Origin of the sequence: Photorhabdus khanii NC19 (assembly GCF_000517265.1) — a bacterium.
In the GTDB taxonomy this organism is placed as follows: Bacteria; Pseudomonadota; Gammaproteobacteria; order Enterobacterales; family Enterobacteriaceae; genus Photorhabdus; species Photorhabdus khanii.
Genome location: NZ_AYSJ01000014.1, coordinates 72344 through 90449, shown reverse-complemented (window position 1 = coordinate 90449; position 18106 = coordinate 72344). Strand labels below are relative to the sequence as shown.

The following is an 18106-nucleotide window of genomic DNA, read 5'->3' as shown; positions in this document are numbered from 1 at the left end:
AAGCCGCTTAACTGCGGCTTTTTTATTGGAGTTTTCACATGCCAGTATCAACAGAATCAAGAACCGGCGATTTATCCGAAACCCTGAAAGCCATCAATCATTCTCTCTCTTCTCAGCTTAGAGTAGCGATACCCGGCATTATTCAATCCTTTAACGTTGATGCGGTAACGTGCGTTGTTCAGCCTGCAATTAAAAGCAGTATTGCTGATCAGGAGGGGAAAACTACCTCGGTATCTTTACCCCTGCTTGTAGATGTGCCTGTTATATTTCCAAGAGGCGGAGGAGTGACATTAACCTTCCCGGTAAAAGCCGGTGATGAATGTCTGGTGGTATTTGCCGATCGCTGTATTGATTTCTGGTAGCAATCGGGGGGAGTACAAGAACCGGCAGACGAACGCCAGCACAGTTTATCTGATGCTTTTGCCATCATCGGTCCGCAATCACAGGCAAAGAAAATATCAGGGATTAGCACAAGTACCGCACAACTGAGAAGTGATGATGGCGCGGCGTATATCGAACTTGATCCCGGTAGCCATAACGTCACGGTTATCACACCGGCAAAGCTTATTGCTACTGCAAATGCTGGTACCGAAATTACATCACCTGACATCATCCTGAATGGCAACGTCACCATTAACGGTAACTTATCGCAGGGTATGGGTGCGGGTGGTGGTACGGCAACGATGCAAGGTCCGGTCACCGTGAGTAACGATGTGATAGCAGCAGGGATTAGCCTTAAAAATCATGTGTATGGTGGAGTGCAATCGGGTGGAAGTAAGACGGGAGGTCCCCAGTGAGATATCGACGAGAAGATCCGGATAGTGATTACAGTTTCTGCCAGGGGGATAATACGTTTCTGATTAACTCCCCAGAAGCTGTAGCCCAGGCTGTTAAAACCCGGCTGGCACTATGGCGCGGTGACTGGTTCTTAGATATGAAAGAAGGTACGCCATACGTACAGTCCGTCTTGGGAAAACAACGCTCTGATGTTTATATTCTTGCCGTTCGCAACCGTGTCCTAAAAACTCAGGGTGTCAAATCCATCCTTTCATTTGACACTCGTAATGACGGTACGACACGCCGCCTGACTTTCACCGCCACTATTGACACCCTTTACGGACAAACCACGGTAACAAGCGAGGCATAATGTTAAATCTTGACACTTTGGGGCTGGCCGCAACTGTGACAGCTTCGGGCATCAGTGCGCCTGATTACCAGACCATTTTGAATAAGCTCTCGGAATATTTCCGTCAAATCTATGGTACTGATGCTTATTTAGATCCCGATAGCAAAGACGGTCAAATGATCGCAATTTATGCACTCGCGGTACACGATGCGAACAATGCTGTGATTGCTGCTTATAACTCATTTAGTCCATCAACAGGAACCGGCGCAGCGCTGTCAAATAACGTTAAAATTAACGGGATAGCTCGGCATGCATCAACGTATTCGACGGTAGACGTTAAGCTAACTGGTACCGTTGGTACTGTTGTAAAAAACGGTATTGTGCGGGATAAACAAGGTTACTCCTGGACTCTTCCTGATACTGTTTCCATTGGGTTGCATGGATATGTAATAGCCACTGCTACTTGTCAGACTAAAGGATAGCCGTACCGTTAGATTGCAAGGCCCCCTTAGCTAAATTCACCGTTTCCACCAAACCGAGGTTTTACGGGAACTCGCATCAGCCTCCATTTTTCATATTTTCATCATTTTATGAGGATAAAAAGCAATGAAAATAGGGTACATCCGTGTATCAACAAATGACCAAAACAGCGATTTACAACGAAATGCATTGATGAGTATAAATTGTGAACATATTTTTGAAGATAAAATCAGTGGCAGGACAGCGGACAGACCGGGATTGAAACAAGCATTTGAATGCTTACAAGCGGGGGATACGCTGGTTGTTTGGAAGTTAGATCGGCTGGGGCGTAGTGTTCAGAATCTTATTGCGTTGAATGCGCATTTGAAAGAACGTGGCATTCACTTTCAAAGTCTGACCGATAGCATTGACACCAGTACTGCTATGGGCCGGTTCTTCTTTCATGTGATGAGTGCACTGGCAGAGGAACGTGAATTGATTGTTGAAAGGACGAATGCTGGGTTGATAGCCGCTCGTGCTCAGGGGAGAGTTGGGGGCAGGCCGGTGTCATTTTCATTCGTTGAACAGCAACAAGCTGCAAGATTACTTACGAAAGGTCATAGTCGGAAAGAGTTGGCATTAATTTACAACACATCATTATCTACGATATATAAATATTTTCCGGTAAATAACAAAGCCGGGTGATCGGTTTTATATTAAGAAATCTATCGCTACACTCCATATTAAGTGCTTTTTTGTTTGTACATGCATGTGTACATTCTGGTATTTATTATTGGTGAATTTTTATTTAATTAATTGTTTTATATTAATATTTTAATTATAAGTGTATTTTCTGCCGGGATATGCTGGAATGGGTCCCCCAATTGGTGGAACTCTTGAATGCAGGGTATAATACAGCCGAGCAGCGCAATGTTGTGTTAAGCTATATTTTACTGAATGGACATACGCTGGATCTCTCCCAATTTGTCCATCAACTGATTGAACAATCTCCGGAGCATGAAACGATGTTGATGACTATTGCAGAAGAGCTTGAACAAAGAGGGCGCGAGCAAGGTATTGAGCAAGGCCGAACAGAAGGTAGAGAGGAAGGTAAACTGGAAACGGCCCGTGCCTTATTACGGCATGGCGTGAGTTTGGACATTATTGTCACCAGTACCGGACTGAGCCGGGATAAAATTGAAACATTAAAGCATTAAATTAATCTTCTTTTTCACAGCAAAATGCCGATATTCAAAATCGGCATTTTTGTTCTTATTTATAGGGAGCAAAATGACACCTTAAGAGCATGGGGAACGCGATTAGGTGAGTTGTTTGCGGAAACAAAATCACGGTTTATAAAAAAAATTATAATCTTATAATAAACCAATTATTGTCTTAATGAACAAATATCAATTTTAACTATTTACTGAACTTCGTAGAAAATCGATTAAATCGAATTACTACTAAATCTCATAATCAATAAGTAATCAAAGAAGTACCAATTCCTGAACATAATTAATATTGATTTCAAATTTCAAACTATAATAGACGTATTATCTGTCGCCCTAAAGAAACAATCTAACTTCAAACATGATTTCATTTTATCTATTTATTACTACCGTAAAAAATCCATTTTATTAGCACTGCAATAAGACTATCTTTTTCTTCTCTAATCGGAAGAGATACTTTTCCTCTTATACTCGCTTAACTTGAAGATGCAGGATTCAGAATCTGGAAGTTGTCATTAATACGGCGCGACAGCTTCCCGGCAAGTTCCGGTAATATTTCCGTAAAAAAGCGATGTATCGCCTGCCTGAACAAGGCCGCCGAGGCGAAGTAACGATTATTTCTGACTTGTTCATTCATCACTTTCCACAGCCTTTCTATCGGGTTCAGATTCGGGCTGTAGGGGGGTAAGTAATGAAGCTCGATATTCATCACATAAGCCCAGTCTTTCACCAACTCACTCCGGTGATAACCGGCTCCGTCAAGGATAATATGAACCTTCTGACTGACCGGATAGGTTTCACGCAGGGCAATGAAAAATTCTGCGATGTGATAACTGTCGATACGGTCATACTCGCGTACCACCGTTTTACCGATATCGGCCAGATTCAGGGCCCCCATCAGGTTCAGACGGGTACGGCTTCCTGTGGTTTTCACTACGGTTTTCTGGCCTTTACGCATCCAGCCATAAGCCAGTTTCGTCCCCTGCGTGGGATGGACGCCATCAATGAACAGGATGGGCTCATGGTCTCCGGCTTCCTGCTTGAGCTTCCCGTAGGTTTCTATAAAGGCCCGCTGCTGTTCCGCGTTGAACTTGTGTGGCACGCCGGTCGGTTTTTTATAACTGAATCCCTTGTGGTGCAGCCATTTATTCATGCCGGGAACGGTGTAACTGATATCCCACGCTTCTTTAACAAGGCGGATAACCGCCTGTGTGGTGGGCAGAAGATTCGCGGTCAGATAAGCGATAAGTTCCTGCGTCTGTGTTTCGCTGAGGTGGCTCTGAGAGCCGCCATTGTCGGGCTTGAGTTTGCGGTGATTAAGGTAATCGCTGATATGACGATTAACGGTCGTTTCATGCAGGCGCAGGGCTTGAGCGATCATGACAGAACTCCAACCCTCAGAGGCCAGCAGGACCGCTTTGATGTTATTTTCTTCTCTCTTGTTTTGTCTGGTGTTATTTAGGTGTCGATTTTTTGATCATAAATTAATCAATGAAACAGAAAATAATTCTCCATTCATAATTTCTCTACCCCTAAAACCAAATAAAACAGCACAAATACCTAAAATGGTTAACCTCTGCCATACCAACTAATAATTACCCTTCATTATTAATTAATATTCCCTCCAAAAATTCATTACTTATAATCATGTCGCTTTATTAATGATGACCTGAATAATCATTATAAAAAATTCAGTATGAATAATAACCTCCATAAGTAAGGTTGCTGCGGTAGCTATACCCATAGCTCAGTACCAGCAAAAACAAGGCGATAGCGCTCTGTTTATCTTTCAAACGTAAATAACTAATCAAGGAAAAAATTATGGCTACAACTCCAGAACAAATCGCTGTTGACTATCCGATTCCTGTTTACCGGTTTGTTGTTTCAATCGGTGATGAAAAAATCCCTTTTAACAGCGTTTCAGGGCTCGATATTAATTATGATGTCATCGAATATAAGGACGGCACCGGTAATTACTATAAGATGCCGGGTCAACGTCAGGCGATCAATATTACCCTGCGTAAAGGTGTCTTCTCCGGTGATACGAAACTGTTTGACTGGCTTAATTCCATCCAGCTTAATCAGGTTGAGAAAAAAGATATTTCAATCAGCCTGACTAACGAAGCCGGTACTGAAATTTTAATGACCTGGAATGTAGCAAATGCTTTCCCAACCTCTTTAACCTCCCCTGCTTTTGATGCCACCAGCAATGAAGTTGCCGTTCAGGAAATTAGCCTGACAGCCGATCGAGTAACCATTCAAGCGTCTTAAGACTGACTTTATAAAGCTGTTTACTCAGAATATTGCACAATAATTGGAGGCAACATGCCAACATATTCATATCCCGGCGTTTATATTGAAGAAGATGCCTCACCGTCATTCTCTGTCCGCTCCGGTGCAACAGCAGTGCCTGTTTTTGCTGTTGCCGTCGATGATGATAAAAACAAAAATTCATTTGTATCAGATGATGCACCTACCCGTATTAATAGCTGGTTAGAATATCTGACACTCGCAGGCAGACAATTTGATCCGGCTAATACGCTTGATATTGCTCTACGCGCCTATTTTATTAACGGCGGTGGGTATTGCTATCTCGTTAAAACCACAGATTTAGAAAAACAAGTGCCAAAACTCGATGATGTCACATTGCTGGTTGCCGCCGGAGAAGATATCAATGAGGTGACGGGAAAACTGTGTAAACCAGGCAAAGGCTTATTCGCCATTTTTGATGGTCCAAAAGTTCAAATAACTTCGGATCAAAAACCAGACGATCTCCTCAAATCTTATTCTCCTACTCCTTATGGCGCAGTTTATTACCCTTACCTGACCGCTGAATGGGGAGAAAAGAAAGCCCTCGTTGATATTCCACCCAGCGCCGTGATGGCCGGTATTTATGCCCGTGTCGATAACAGCCGGGGAGTCTGGCAAGCACCGGCTAATGTGGCGATTCAAGGCGGATTGCAACCTAAATACCCGGTAACCGATGACCTGCAAGCACAATATAACCAAGGCAAGGCGCTGAATATGATCCGTACCTTTCCTAAAAGCGGCACGCTGGTTTGGGGAGCCAAAACCCTTGAAGACACAGATAACTGGCGTTATATCCCGGTTCGCCGTCTGTTTAACAGCGCAGAGCGGGATATTAAAAACGCCATGAACTTCGCGGTGTTTGAGCCAAACAGCCAACCCACCTGGAAAGCCGTGCAACAGGCTATCGATAACTATCTCTATGGCCTCTGGCAGCAAGGCGGCTTGATGGGCAACAAAGCCGAACAGGCTTACTTTGTTCAAATCGGTAAAGGCGTCACCATGACCGATGACGATATCAAGCAGGGCAAAATGATCGTCAAAGTAGGTCTGGCCGCTGTTCGCCCAGCCGAGTTTATTATCTTGCAGTTCACTCAGAACATCGCTCAATAATTGGAGGCAATATGCCAATAACACCAACTTATCCTGGCGTCTATATTGAAGAAGATGCCTCACTGGCGCTTTCTGTCAGTCATGGGAACACGGCAATTCCCGTATTTATTGGCCGTTTCTCGCCTAAAAAAACCAGCACCACCCCACAAGTGACACGCGTTAATAGCTGGCTGGATTTCACTCACCTGTTTAATGTGGGTTGTGTTACGTCAATAGCGATTAAATCAACCGCACCGATTCCTCCTGAAAAACCGAAAACCGTCGACGGCGATGTCTCAGCCGAAGACAATAAAGGGGCCGAAAACGATACAGGTACAGAAACAGAAGTTGTTGCCGCAGCAAAGGCCGCTCCCCATACGGAAGATAAAGAACCCGGTTACACCTACGAGGTAACTATCGGTACCTACACAACAAGTAGTGATGCGTTAAAACTTTATTTCCAAAATGGCGGCGGTCCTTGTTATATCCTGCCAATTGCTGATACCAGCGATACCAACACGTTGGCATTAATCCCTGAGTTAATTAAGCAGGCTTTAGACATTACCTTAATCGTCTGCCCTGAACAGGATCCTTCTTATCAGAGTACGATATATGGCAACCTGACCTCTTTATTAAATGCCGGATATTTTCTTATCGCTGACAATCAGGATAAAGCAACCGCCATCAGCGTTAACGTGCAATCACAAACCGCAACTTATTATCCAGCAGTTAAAGTCTCACAACTTATTCAAGCGGCAGATAGTTTGATCGCAGTTTCAGGTTACGAGGATGCAGCATCAAACGAAGTTAAAAATCTGGCGCAACTCAAAGATAAAAATCTAAGTGTCTATCAACAGGCTGTTGATGCAATACAGAACATAAGCAACATCATTCCTGCCAGTGCTGTCATGGCGGGCGTGTATTGCACCACTGATGCCAGCCGTGGCGTCTGGAAAGCACCGGCTAATGTTGTTCTCAGCGGAATTAGTGATGTAGCCGAACGGCTCACTGAAGATGAACAAGGTACCATGAACCAAAAAGGTATCAATGCTATCCGCTATTTCACCAACAAAGGTTTTGTCGTCTGGGGGACACGTACCCTGCAAGACGATGACAACTGGCGCTACATTCCGGTTCGGCGTTTATTTAATAGCGCAGAACGGGATATCAAGCAGGCAATGCGATTTGCTGTCTTTGAACCCAATAGCCAGCCTACTTGGGAACGAGTTCGGTCAGCGATTGACAACTATCTCCATCAACTCTGGCAACAAGGCGCGTTGGCCGGTAATAACCCGCAAGAAGCCTATTTTGTCCAGATTGGTGAGAATATCACCATGTCCGGCGACGACATTAAGCAAGGGAAAATGATCGTCAAAGTGGGTATGGCGGCAGTACGCCCGGCTGAATTTATTATCCTTCAGTTTTCGCAAAATGTAGCACAGTAACCGTACTGAGACGCGGTTGAATACCGCGTCTATTCAGTCGTTGAGGAGATGATAATGGACATAAAACAGCCTGGCGTCACAATAACGGAGAGCCTGATATCCCAGAAACAGGATAATGCATTTATCGGTGTCCCGGTTTTTATTGGTTATACCCAACCCGCCAAAAATAGCCGTATCAGCGATAAAACAACCGTCAAGCTCACCAGTCTGGCCGATTTTACCCTGTCATTTGATGAGTCAGGATTAATATACTATTCAGTACGTCACTTCTTTGAAAACGGCGGCCAGCAAGCCTATGTATTGTCACTGGGAACAGATAAACCACTGAACGATTTTCAATCGTTGACCACCACATTGCAACAGGATTGGGTTAAACAAGCGATTACCGCAGAGAGTGCCATCACGCTGATCGTCGTCCCTGATCTTGTCTATCTTAACCAAATGGATGATCCCGATTCAGACATCGTTCAACACGACAAAATTCAATTCTGGCTACAATCCTGGCAATCGGTACTCGATCTTTGTAAGAGCCGGCGCGGCATGATGGGTTTGCTGGATGCCCCGGATGAGCCGGCACTGGCTGATAAATGCTTAGCGCAATTTTCCTCAAGTGATCGACAGTGGGGTGCCGTATACTGGCCAAGGCTAAACAGTGCCTATCAAGGAAGCGATCAAAAAAATATCGTGCTTTCGCCTACTGCAGCAGTTGCCGCCGTCATCCAGCACAACGATAACCAAATGGCCGTCTGGAATGCACCCGCTAACGTGGCATTAGCTAAAGTGATCAGCCCGGTACGCGCTTATATTGAAGCCGATGCCCTCTTTAATCGAGACGGCACTTCACTGAATCTGATCCGAAGCTTCCCCGGCAAAGGGATTAAAATCTGGGGATGCCGCACCCTGGACAACACACCCGGCTCGCCCTGGCGCTATATTCAAACCCGCCGTCTGGTTTCCTATATCGAAGCCCATATGACCCAACTGGGCCGGGCCTTTGTTTTTGAACCGAATAACGCCATCACCTGGATGAAGTTTAAAGGTCAAGCTTATAACTGGCTGCGTCAGTTATGGTTAAAAGGTGGACTGAGAGGCACCCAGGAAGATCAAGCATTTGAAGTACTACTGGGCATTGATGAATCAATGAGCGAAGCCGATCTGCGAGCCGGGAAAATGATCATGAAAATCAGGCTATCCGTGTTAATTCCAGCGGAATTTATTGAGTTGAGCCTGACATTTGATACCCGCTCCGGGATCACCCGTTAAATTAAGCAGGGGCAAAATATGAACAATTTATACACCCCGTCGGTGTCACACCGTTTTATCGCCAGTTTTCTCTTTAATAATATCCCCAGTCCACTTGATATCGCCTTCCAGCGCATATCGGGCCTTAGCCGTGAACTGCAAACCACCCAACACAGTCAAGGCGGGGAAAACGCCAGAAATACCTGGCTGGCTGAGAAGATCCAGCACGGCAGTCTGGTGCTGGAGCGCGGCGTCATGACAGTCACACCGCTCACTTTGGTGTTTGATCGCGTCCTGCGCGGTGAAAAAGCAGTTTATGCCGATGTCGTCATTATGCTGCTGAATGAAAATTCAATCCCCGTGGCAAGCTGGACGTTAAGCAACGCCCTGCCGGTGCGCTGGTCCACCGGCGACTTTGATGCCAATAGCAATACCGTTTTGGTGAACTCGCTAGAATTACGTTATCAGGATATGCGCTGGTTAGGAGTGAAAGTATGACTGTCGAAATTAAGGAACTAATTATTCAGGCCAAAGTCACCGATTCAACGAATAATCCGGTCTCGCCACGGACACTAGCGCAGGAAACGCTGGATAACGCCCGTCTGATTGAAATGGTGAAACGGGAAGTACTGGACGCATTGCGTGAAACAGGAGGCCATTATGAGTTTAATTGAACGCAGCCTATCCCGACTTACCCTTACCGCCTTCAAAGACCGGGAAGGGAAAACCGCCGTGGGCAGTTTACAGGCGATGTACAACCCCGATGCCATCCAGCTTGATTATCAAACTCGCTATCACCAGGATGAAAGCGTTAACAGTGCCAGCCAGAGCAGCCGTTATGTGTTATCCCAACCCGCAGGCCTGTCGTTAATCCTGCTGTTTGATGCCACGATGCCCGGCAACAACACCCCGGTAGAAAAACAACTGGCGACGTTGAAAGCCCTGTGTGCGGTGGATGCCAGCACTAAAGTGCCCCACTTTCTGAAAATCAAATGGGGCAAAATGCGCTGGGAAAATAAAGGCTATTTCGCCGGCCGAGCCAGCGGCCTCAGCATTGATTACACTCTATTTGACCGGGATGCCACCCCACTGCGGGCCAGCGCGACCTTATCTCTGGTGGCGGACGAAAGCTTTGTTATTCAGGCCACCGAGCAGCAATTAAAATCACCACCGGTTACCGCGGTCAGCGTAACCGATATGCTCTCTCTGCCGTTGATTGCCCTGGGTGCCGGCGCTTCTCTGGCGGGCGGTATTGATTATCTCTCTCTGGCCTGGCAAAACGGACTGGATAATCTTGACGATTTCACCCCCGGACAAACGCTGCAAGCCAAGGGGGATGCATGAAAATACCTGCGATAACCATCAAAATAGGTGGCAAAACGCTCAATCAATTTACCGTTATCAATCTGACAATCAATCACGCTATCAATAGCATTCCTTCTGCTAGCATCACGCTAGGCATCGCCGGCGATGCCAGCCATATTTTTGACGCTAAAGCTCAAGCTGAACTCACAAGCTGTCGGCCAAATCATGAACTGATCGTACAGATGCAAAAAACTGTGCTGTTTCAGGGGATCATCGTTCGGCAAATGCTTGGGCTTAAAGGTCAGGACAGCATTATTACCCTGACAGCCAGACATCCGTTGCAAAAATTGACTCACAGCTTCCACTCGCAGCTATTCAGTAAACAAAGTGATGAAGCGATTATTAGAAAGCTATTCAGCCAAGCCGGTATACCTGTCACGATAAAATCAGCGCCTCAGCTTAAAACGGTGCATGAGCAAATGGTGCAGTTCCGCTGTAGTGACTGGACGTTTCTCAAAAGCCGGCTTATCACCACCCATACCTGGCTGCTGCCCGGCAATGATACCGTGACGCTGGTCACACCTGCATCGCTGAATCAGTCAACCGTCCATACGATCCACCTGCGAGCCAACGTTCAGGATGTGGTGCTATTTGAGGCAAATCTGCAATGGGATAACCAGCGCAGCCCTAAAACGGTGAGTGTGCAGTCCTGGGATATCACCCAACAAAAATTATCTCAGGTAAATCAGGCAAAAAGCAGCGGGCTTGGCCGCAATCAGCTTGCCACAGACAATTTGCAACCACTGACAGGTCAAGAATGGCAATGGGTTCTCAGCTATCCGCTGGATAACGAGCAAGCCAAACACCTTGCTCAGGGCATCCTGGATAACCGGCGAAATCATAACGTCTCCGGCAGTTTCGAAGTCGAAGGCAATGATCGTTATCAACCGGGCCATATCCTGGCGTTAAACGGCTTTGGTCAGGGGATGGATGGTCAGGCGATTATCAGCGGTGTGAGTCAGACAATTGATCAGCGGCAAGGCTGGCGCACCCGGCTAACACTGGGCTTGCTGCCGGAAACCGAGCAGGTTGTACCGCAGGTTAAAGAGCTGCATGTCGGTATCGTGGAAAAATACCAAAAAGATAACCCGTCACTGGGGCGTATTCCCGTTAGGATCCCCGCCTTAAGCTTAACCAACGGTGTGCTTTTTGCCCGCTTAGGTAAACCTTATGCCAGCCATGACAGCGGATTCTGCTTTTATCCTGAACCGGGGGATGAGGTGATTATCGGTTTCTTTGAATGCGACCCCCGTTTCCCGGTGATATTAGGTTCCATGCACAACCCGAAAAATAAAGCCCCAATAGAACCCAGTGAAAAAAATCAAACGAAAGCCTTGGTCATCAAACAAGGAGATAACCAGCAGGAATTAATCTTCGACAATAAAGATAAAACGCTCGCACTCAATAGTGGAAAAAATACGTTATCGCTGCAACAGGATAAAGATATCACGCTTAATTCCAGCAAGAATCTCATCATTAATGCCCAGGAAATTAACCTACAGGCCGAAAAATCCCTGTCAGCCACTGGAAAATCCGGGGTCGATATTAAAGGTGCGAAAATCAACTTAACACAATAATAAGGCAGTACCATGACAGACAAAATATTAGCCGATATTTATGGCCGGGGCTGGGCATTTCCGCCACAGTTTTCGATAAAAGATGATTCTCACCCTGAAATACCCACCGGCGTCACCATAGCGGAAGGCGCAGAGAATGTTCGCCAGAATATGAAAATCCTTTTTCTGACTGAACCCGGCGAACGAATTATGCGTGAAAATTACGGCTGCGGCCTGAATGATTATCTGTTTGCCAATATCAGTGACGAATTGATGGCAGAGATTCAAACCCGGATTGAAGAGCGGGTACTGCGCTATGAACCGCGCGCAAATATTACCGAGATTCACGTGAACCAGAGAACGGACTTACCCAATACCCTGCATATTCAGGTCACTTACGCCCTGAGAGGCAGCGAAATCAGCCAGCAACTTGAAGGTGTCCTTGAAGTTAGCGAGGGCCAGTTACGGGTGAACCTATGAGCAAACAACTGGTGGTTGATGGCGACAATTTGCTGTTCGAACCGTTATTCGGCAACCGGCAGGTCACCATTCTGGGGCCGGCAACCATCCGAGGCAGCGGACACGCCCACATTCAGGGCAAAAAAATCGCGATTGTCGGCGATGAAAAAAAGGTCCAACTCCAGGCGCAATATATTACCCCCAGCCACCCGGTACCCGGCATGGGAATGGTCACCATTGCTCAATTGGATGCCAGCCAGCAGGCAAACTTTTGCCGCAGCCCTGCCACAGTCATTGTGGTCGGCCAGCAATTTATCGCCCGTTTTACCCCATCACAACCGGCGAATAATCCATCAAGCGGACCGGATGTCACAACGCCAAGTATGGGCAAAGGCCGTTTTATTGCCAGTCAATATGTTGTCAATGCCGGATAAATAATTCCCTTTAATCTTATTGTTAAATAACAACGCTCTCCTGAAAATCTATCAGGAATATTCGAATAACAGGTGGTATAAATATGGGACAAGCCGAGTTAGATCATAAACTCTCTGCTATTGTGCCGGATACTGCGTTTAAACTTGATGAAAGAAGTACGCTGGATATTTTAAACTGGCTTAAAGCTTACGCTGAAAACATTCCTTTCGATCAAGATAAAAATCAGTTCTGGGACAATTTCTATTTTATTCAGGAAAATCATCCTCAACAATTAGCGGATATTTACCAAAACATTAATCAAGCAGATGGATATTTACCGGCACATCAAGCTTTTGTCTTGGCTTTTTTAACGCTATTAGAAACAACCAACCGACTATTAAATACATTCCCGGCACGGCACCGTGATCTTTATTACCGGGAATTATTGGGATTGGAACCCAAAAAAGCTCAAGCAGATAAAGTTGCTATCGAAATTACGCTGAACACGGAAAACCCAGAATTTCTGATAACCCAGGGAACGCTGTTTGATGCGGGGCAAGACAACGCAGGTCATCCGTTACAATATGCATCTGATACGGATTTACTGGCGAATCAGGGAAAGTTAACCGATCTGCGTTGGCATCGGAAAGTTGGCAATGTCTGGAAATCAGCAATACTATTAAGCGACTCAGATAACATTGAATTCCCCAAAAACGGTATTCAACTTTTTAGCGAAACATCCCATGATCTCGAAGTTCAATCTGACCACCTGAATTGGGGCGAAGCAGATATATCGTCATTAACCCATGACACATTCTACTTAGGCTTTACCCATGTATTACCGGGACAAACTTTATCTTTATACTGGCAGTCAGAAGGCGTTAAAGCCCTCAATTTATCTTGGTCTTATCTAAATCAGAAAAATATCTGGCAGCCAATCAATCAACTGGTCCACGACCAAACCGGTAACCTGCTTGACCGGGGGATCTGGCGTACCTTATTGCCAAAGGATGCATCAAATCAAGCCGCCCAAATGCCGACAGGACGGTATTGGCTGAAAGCAGAGATAACCAATAAGGTTGAAGCCCAAGATTACCCACGGATTAAAGGCATACTGTATAACGCCACCACCGCCAAGTTAGTCAACGCAGAAACCATTGAGCAGGATCACTTTATCAACGGATTAGCCGCAGAAAGCATTAAACAGCCGGTCAACACATCCGTTGCCATCAGTGGTGTGACTCAACCCTGGGTATCTTGGGATGGTCACCCAAAAGAAACAGCACAAACTTTCCTGACGCGGATCCCGGCCCGGTTATCTCACCGTAACCGGGTATTGAGCTGGGGAAACATTGTCACCTTACTAAAAGAGCAGTTTGTCAGCCTATTTGATGTCAAATACCCTTCTGCCAGTGAGTTAACTAAAATCCCGGCACCGGAAGAACAGCAACTGATTGTGATCCCCGACAGTCGCTACAAAGATAACGATGATGTACTGCGTCCAGAATTGAACCCGGCCCGGCTGGCAGAAATGGTCAAGTGGGTAAGCCAATTAAGCAGCCCCTGGACAACGATTAAGATCAATAATCCAAAATACATTAACGTCAATGTCAATTACCAAGTGGCATTTATCTCAGGTATTAACCCCGCCTATGGTCATCATCAGCTACAGCAAGAACTTAGCCGAAAATATATGCCGTGGGGAGAAAATAGCGCTATCGGCGTAACGACAGGTAATCACATTGATTATTACTCGTTATTAGCCACCATCCAACAATCCCCTCTGGTTGAACGGGTCATGGATTTAACTTTGGAAAAAGTTATCCCGCCGGTGAACAATATCAGTGCAAGTAAAGATGCCCCATCCACACCTACCGTAGGTAACAGTATCGAGGCCGCCGATGATGAAGTGCTAATTTTAGTCTGGTCAGAGAAGAGTTCCTCAAGCCAAGGAGTTAACAATGAATAATCAGGATGCCCTGTTTCCCATCGTCAAAGACGATATTACCTTTGATGCTTTACTCACTCAGGCCAAAACGGTTATTGAGCAGCAATCCGGCCAACACTGGAGCAATACCAGTGAAAATGATCCCGGTATCACCTTATTAGAAGCTTGTTGTTATGGAGCCTCCGATCTGGCTTACCGCCACTCATTACCACTCAAAGATCTGCTTACGCCTAAAAAAGAAGAACAGACGCCCGGTGACGGTATTTTCCCTAAAGAGTTCGGTCCACAACAAATATTGACTTGTGGCCCCATCACTGCGGAAGATTATCGTCGGGCTTTGCTGGATTTACATAGCAGCGACACCGTGAGTGAAACCAGTGAAGATTATTTTTTCTTTAACGATGTACAACTCGTTCGTGAACCTGACAATCAACGCTATAAGTATTGGTATAACAAAAAGAAACGTGAATATACCTTTAACGATTTAGGCTCAGATGGCGAATTAACCCTGAGAGGAAACTACTGGCTTTATTTACTTCCCAGCAGGGAAACTCAAGCTAATAATAAGTTAGCTCAGGAAAAGCTAGAGGCTTTTCTGAAAGACAACCGTAATCTGGGAGAATCCATCAGTCATATTATCTGGTTGCAACCCACCGATCTCTCTTTACAGATTGATATTGAACTGAATGATGATGTCAAAGATATTGCCGACATCTTCGCCAAAGTTTATATGACAGCGGAACAAATGGTACTCGCAAGGCCTGTACGTTATACCACTCAGGTCATGAAAGATCAGGGTTACAGTAATGAAGAGATATTTTCCGGCCCTTATTTACATCACGGCTGGATACCGGAATTACCTCAGGCTAAAGATTACACCGGCGCTACCGTATTAAATTTAAGCCATCTGGTTAACCGATTATTAGCTATCCCAGGGATACAAAGTATTACCCAGCTGGCATTAGCTAATCACAATAAAACCATTACTCAAATACCGGGCGATAATTGGTCCTGGGAAATCGCTCAGGGATATTACCCCAAACTCTGGGGCAGCGATCCACTAAAATTGATCACCTCACCAACCAGTCCGCTCACCATTACTGCCAAAGGTGGGGTTAAAGTTATTGTTTCTAAACAACAGATAGAAGAAAAAATAATTGCAAATCCCCTGATTGATACACAACCTGAATTATTAGGTTGGGGTAAATATCGTAAAATCCGGGATTACTACCCGGTGAGCAATAAATTACCCACCTGCTATGGATTGCAAGCTTACGCCAGTACCCAACAGCAAATACAGTTGCACCAATTTATGCTGCCTTTTGAACAAATGCTGGCTAACGGCTGCGCCGAACTCGCTCTGTTGCCGAAACTATTGGCCTTTAAACAACGGGGAGAAGCAGTATACGGTGTGCAATGGCCTTTTAAAGATAATACCGTCAGCCATAACGTTCATCAAAATATCATGCCTGATTTAATGACCAGGCTAACTCATGATTCACAAATCTATATTGATGATATTCAACAACAAGATTATACAAACTATGCAAAAGAGCTGACAATTCTAAATTATCTGTTGGGCTATTTTGGTACTCAACGGGCAGCCAGACCCCTGACACTCGATCCACAGGATTTTTTATCTACCCAACGCGGCTATCTGGCTCAACAGCCTGAACTCACCTATCAACGTAATAATATTCGTATTGATAAAGTATCGGCACTGCAAAAACGGATTGCTGCCCGACTAGGGCTGGGCGGAGAATGTTTCAGTGAAACGCCCGATCTGGCTGAATTGCCTTTCTATTTGATTGAACATCGCCAGTTATTGCCGGTAAAACCCGACACAACATTCGATAAAGAGCAAAAGCCCGATTCTCTGGAAATTGAAGATGATCAATTAAAGATCACACAGAAAAATTCAGCGGGTCGGTTATTGCAAGGCCAAGTAATTAACCTGATTATCATTGAAGATGACCGAGAATTTCCGTTACGGGGCCAAATGATCACCGAGGTGACAGGAGATACATTCTCTCTTGGCATTCGAAACAGCACGGATCTGGAGCACAATCTGCACAGAATACAACAGGCATTTGATGAGGATAAGCTGCGTTGGCAAAATAGTCCGGTGTGGCTGGAAGATATGGATTATCAACTGGTTTATGCCAATGAGACGTATCAAAATGCTGACGAAGATGAACGTTGGATTACCTCCAGCGCTCAAAGCCCTTTCCCTGCAATGATCAAAGTCAATGACGAAATCACCCTGAAATATGTCATTACACCTTCTGGACCATCCCAGAAAATATCAGCTCGAGCCGTTCGTACTGCACCTCGATCCGAATATGAACTCAAAGCGCGCGTCATTAAATTTGATCGCATTAAGGGTAAAATATTAATTAGACGCAACAACGACTCACTGAATATCTTCCCATTAGAAGCAGAAGCCTGGCGTTATCGCTGGTATTTCTCCAGCGAAGAATATGCTTCGGCTGATCGCTTTTCATTTATAGTGAGTGTCGTAATTGACCGCCAACTCATTGAGAATGAACGTGTTGATCCTTACAAATTGGAATCTTGGGTGAAAACGGAGATTCTAGCTGAATTCCCCGCTCATATTTCGATGATTATTCATTGGCTTTCAGAGGAACATTTTGAAGATTTTGCCAGCACCTATAAACGCTGGCAAAACAATGACGCGCCTTTAGGGGATGAGGCATACCATATATTAGAGACCTTAACCCTGGGACGTTTGCCTTCTGCCGCAACAGGTATTGGCAGTATGCGAATTGCCACCGAACAGCAGCGTATTGAGGTGGTTGGTGAATCTGAAGATAAATGGCACGAAGAAGTCATAAAATCCAATCAGCTATTGTATGTGCCTTATACTAAAAGGGTAGTACGGGTAGATATTGACCTTAATAAAGAGAATGATAAATACACGGTTGTCTCAGAATTTCTGTATCAACCTGTAGATAATAAAGGAAAACTGGTTTTCTTAACCGATGATAATAAAATAGGACCTGAATATGCAGTACTGGAATCAGCTAATGCATGGACAGATTATTATGTCAAAGTTAAGAAAAACAAAAATGGTATTATTACCGATGAGATATTGCATATTAAAGGAAGAAAAAAAGTAGGGCTTAACTTATCATGGAAATCAATGAATTTATATGATCTCCCGGCAGGAAATAGCTGGTCATTCTATTATGGATTTGTATTAGGCGATAATCAGGATCTTTCTGGCGCATCATTCTATACCGAAAAACCCCTGATTTTATCACTGAATTACCTATCTGACCCTAAAGACCTTAAAGGAGAAACACGGACAAAATTTGGCTTTCATTTTATTTATGATGGAAATAAACTTTAAAAATAAATATCTCATTTATTCCCATATCATAATACTTTAAAAACTCTCTATTATTTAAATATATTTTAGTATAATAGCACACATAATATAA

The 18106-nt window shown here is 44.9% G+C and carries 14 protein-coding genes and 4 pseudogenes; 17 read left to right on the top strand and 1 reads right to left on the bottom strand.

Translation table 11 applies throughout. The features are described 5' to 3' along the window. The first annotated feature begins 38 nt into the window (after positions 1–38). From PTE_RS15965 to PTE_RS15945, 5 genes and pseudogenes are all read left to right on the top strand, one after another. A pseudogene (locus PTE_RS15965) lies at positions 39–797 on the top strand (Gp138 family membrane-puncturing spike protein). After that, positions 794–1147 carry a contractile injection system sheath initiator gene (locus PTE_RS15960; RefSeq protein ID WP_036848690.1) on the top strand — a complete coding sequence of 118 codons (354 nt, stop codon included), beginning with the start codon at positions 794–796 and terminating at the stop codon, positions 1145–1147. Before PTE_RS15965 ends, PTE_RS15960 begins: the two are co-directional and overlap by 4 nt. Further along, positions 1144–1605 (top strand): annotated as a pseudogene (locus PTE_RS15955) (hypothetical protein); the annotation flags it as partial. The gene PTE_RS15960 and the pseudogene PTE_RS15955, both read left to right, overlap by 4 nt. 127 nt (positions 1606–1732) lie before the next feature. Next, positions 1733–2290, top strand: coding sequence for a recombinase family protein (locus tag PTE_RS15950; RefSeq protein WP_036848687.1), 558 nt, complete (start codon positions 1733–1735; stop codon positions 2288–2290). A 137-nt stretch (positions 2291–2427) separates the two neighbouring features. Then, positions 2428–2802, top strand: a pseudogene (locus PTE_RS15945) (Rpn family recombination-promoting nuclease/putative transposase); the annotation flags it as partial. Positions 2803–3289: 487 nt separating this feature from the next. Here PTE_RS15945 and PTE_RS15940 read toward each other — a convergent pair. Then, positions 3290–4276 (bottom strand): annotated as a pseudogene (locus PTE_RS15940) (IS630 family transposase); the annotation flags it as partial. 359 nt (positions 4277–4635) lie between these two features. Between PTE_RS15940 and PTE_RS15935 the strand changes: the two are divergent. The 12 genes from PTE_RS15935 to PTE_RS15880 all read left to right on the top strand — a co-directional run bounded on the left by PTE_RS15935 (position 4636) and on the right by PTE_RS15880 (position 18015). After that, positions 4636–5085, top strand: a complete 450-nt coding sequence (locus PTE_RS15935; RefSeq protein ID WP_021326045.1) for a phage tail protein — start codon at positions 4636–4638, stop codon at positions 5083–5085. A 54-nt stretch (positions 5086–5139) separates the two neighbouring features. Beyond that, positions 5140–6234: a phage tail sheath family protein gene (locus PTE_RS15930; RefSeq protein ID WP_036848684.1), complete on the top strand. Its 1095-nt coding sequence runs from the start codon at positions 5140–5142 to the stop codon at positions 6232–6234. Positions 6235–6245: 11 nt separating this feature from the next. Continuing rightward, positions 6246–7658, top strand: a complete 1413-nt coding sequence (locus tag PTE_RS15925; protein WP_036848682.1) for a phage tail sheath family protein — start codon at positions 6246–6248, stop codon at positions 7656–7658. A gap of 54 nt (positions 7659–7712) precedes the next feature. Continuing rightward, positions 7713–8921, top strand: coding sequence for a phage tail sheath C-terminal domain-containing protein (locus PTE_RS15920; protein ID WP_036848679.1), 1209 nt, complete (start codon positions 7713–7715; stop codon positions 8919–8921). Between the two features lie 18 nt (positions 8922–8939). Then, positions 8940–9398 carry a phage tail protein gene (locus tag PTE_RS15915; RefSeq protein ID WP_036848676.1) on the top strand — a complete coding sequence of 153 codons (459 nt, stop codon included), beginning with the start codon at positions 8940–8942 and terminating at the stop codon, positions 9396–9398. Next, positions 9395–9574 carry a DUF5908 family protein gene (locus tag PTE_RS15910; RefSeq protein ID WP_036848674.1) on the top strand — a complete coding sequence of 60 codons (180 nt, stop codon included), beginning with the start codon at positions 9395–9397 and terminating at the stop codon, positions 9572–9574. The genes PTE_RS15915 and PTE_RS15910 overlap by 4 nt, the downstream gene beginning before the upstream one ends. Further along, the gene (locus tag PTE_RS15905; protein ID WP_036848671.1) at positions 9561–10244 is read left to right on the top strand and encodes a CIS tube protein; all 684 of its coding nucleotides are present in this window, start codon (positions 9561–9563) and stop codon (positions 10242–10244) included. Before PTE_RS15910 ends, PTE_RS15905 begins: the two co-directional genes overlap by 14 nt. Continuing rightward, the gene (locus PTE_RS15900; RefSeq protein ID WP_036848669.1) at positions 10241–11842 is read left to right on the top strand and encodes a phage baseplate assembly protein V; all 1602 of its coding nucleotides are present in this window, start codon (positions 10241–10243) and stop codon (positions 11840–11842) included. The genes PTE_RS15905 and PTE_RS15900 overlap by 4 nt, the downstream gene beginning before the upstream one ends. Positions 11843–11854: 12 nt before the next feature. Beyond that, positions 11855–12301 carry a GPW/gp25 family protein gene (locus PTE_RS15895; RefSeq protein WP_036848665.1) on the top strand — a complete coding sequence of 149 codons (447 nt, stop codon included), beginning with the start codon at positions 11855–11857 and terminating at the stop codon, positions 12299–12301. Further along, positions 12298–12714 carry a hypothetical protein gene (locus PTE_RS15890; RefSeq protein ID WP_036848661.1) on the top strand — a complete coding sequence of 139 codons (417 nt, stop codon included), beginning with the start codon at positions 12298–12300 and terminating at the stop codon, positions 12712–12714. The genes PTE_RS15895 and PTE_RS15890 overlap by 4 nt, the downstream gene beginning before the upstream one ends. Before the next feature lie 83 nt (positions 12715–12797). After that, positions 12798–14663 carry a hypothetical protein gene (locus tag PTE_RS15885; RefSeq protein WP_036848659.1) on the top strand — a complete coding sequence of 622 codons (1866 nt, stop codon included), beginning with the start codon at positions 12798–12800 and terminating at the stop codon, positions 14661–14663. Next, positions 14656–18015, top strand: coding sequence for a hypothetical protein (locus tag PTE_RS15880; protein WP_036848656.1), 3360 nt, complete (start codon positions 14656–14658; stop codon positions 18013–18015). Before PTE_RS15885 ends, PTE_RS15880 begins: the two co-directional genes overlap by 8 nt. Positions 18016–18106 lie beyond the last annotated feature (91 nt).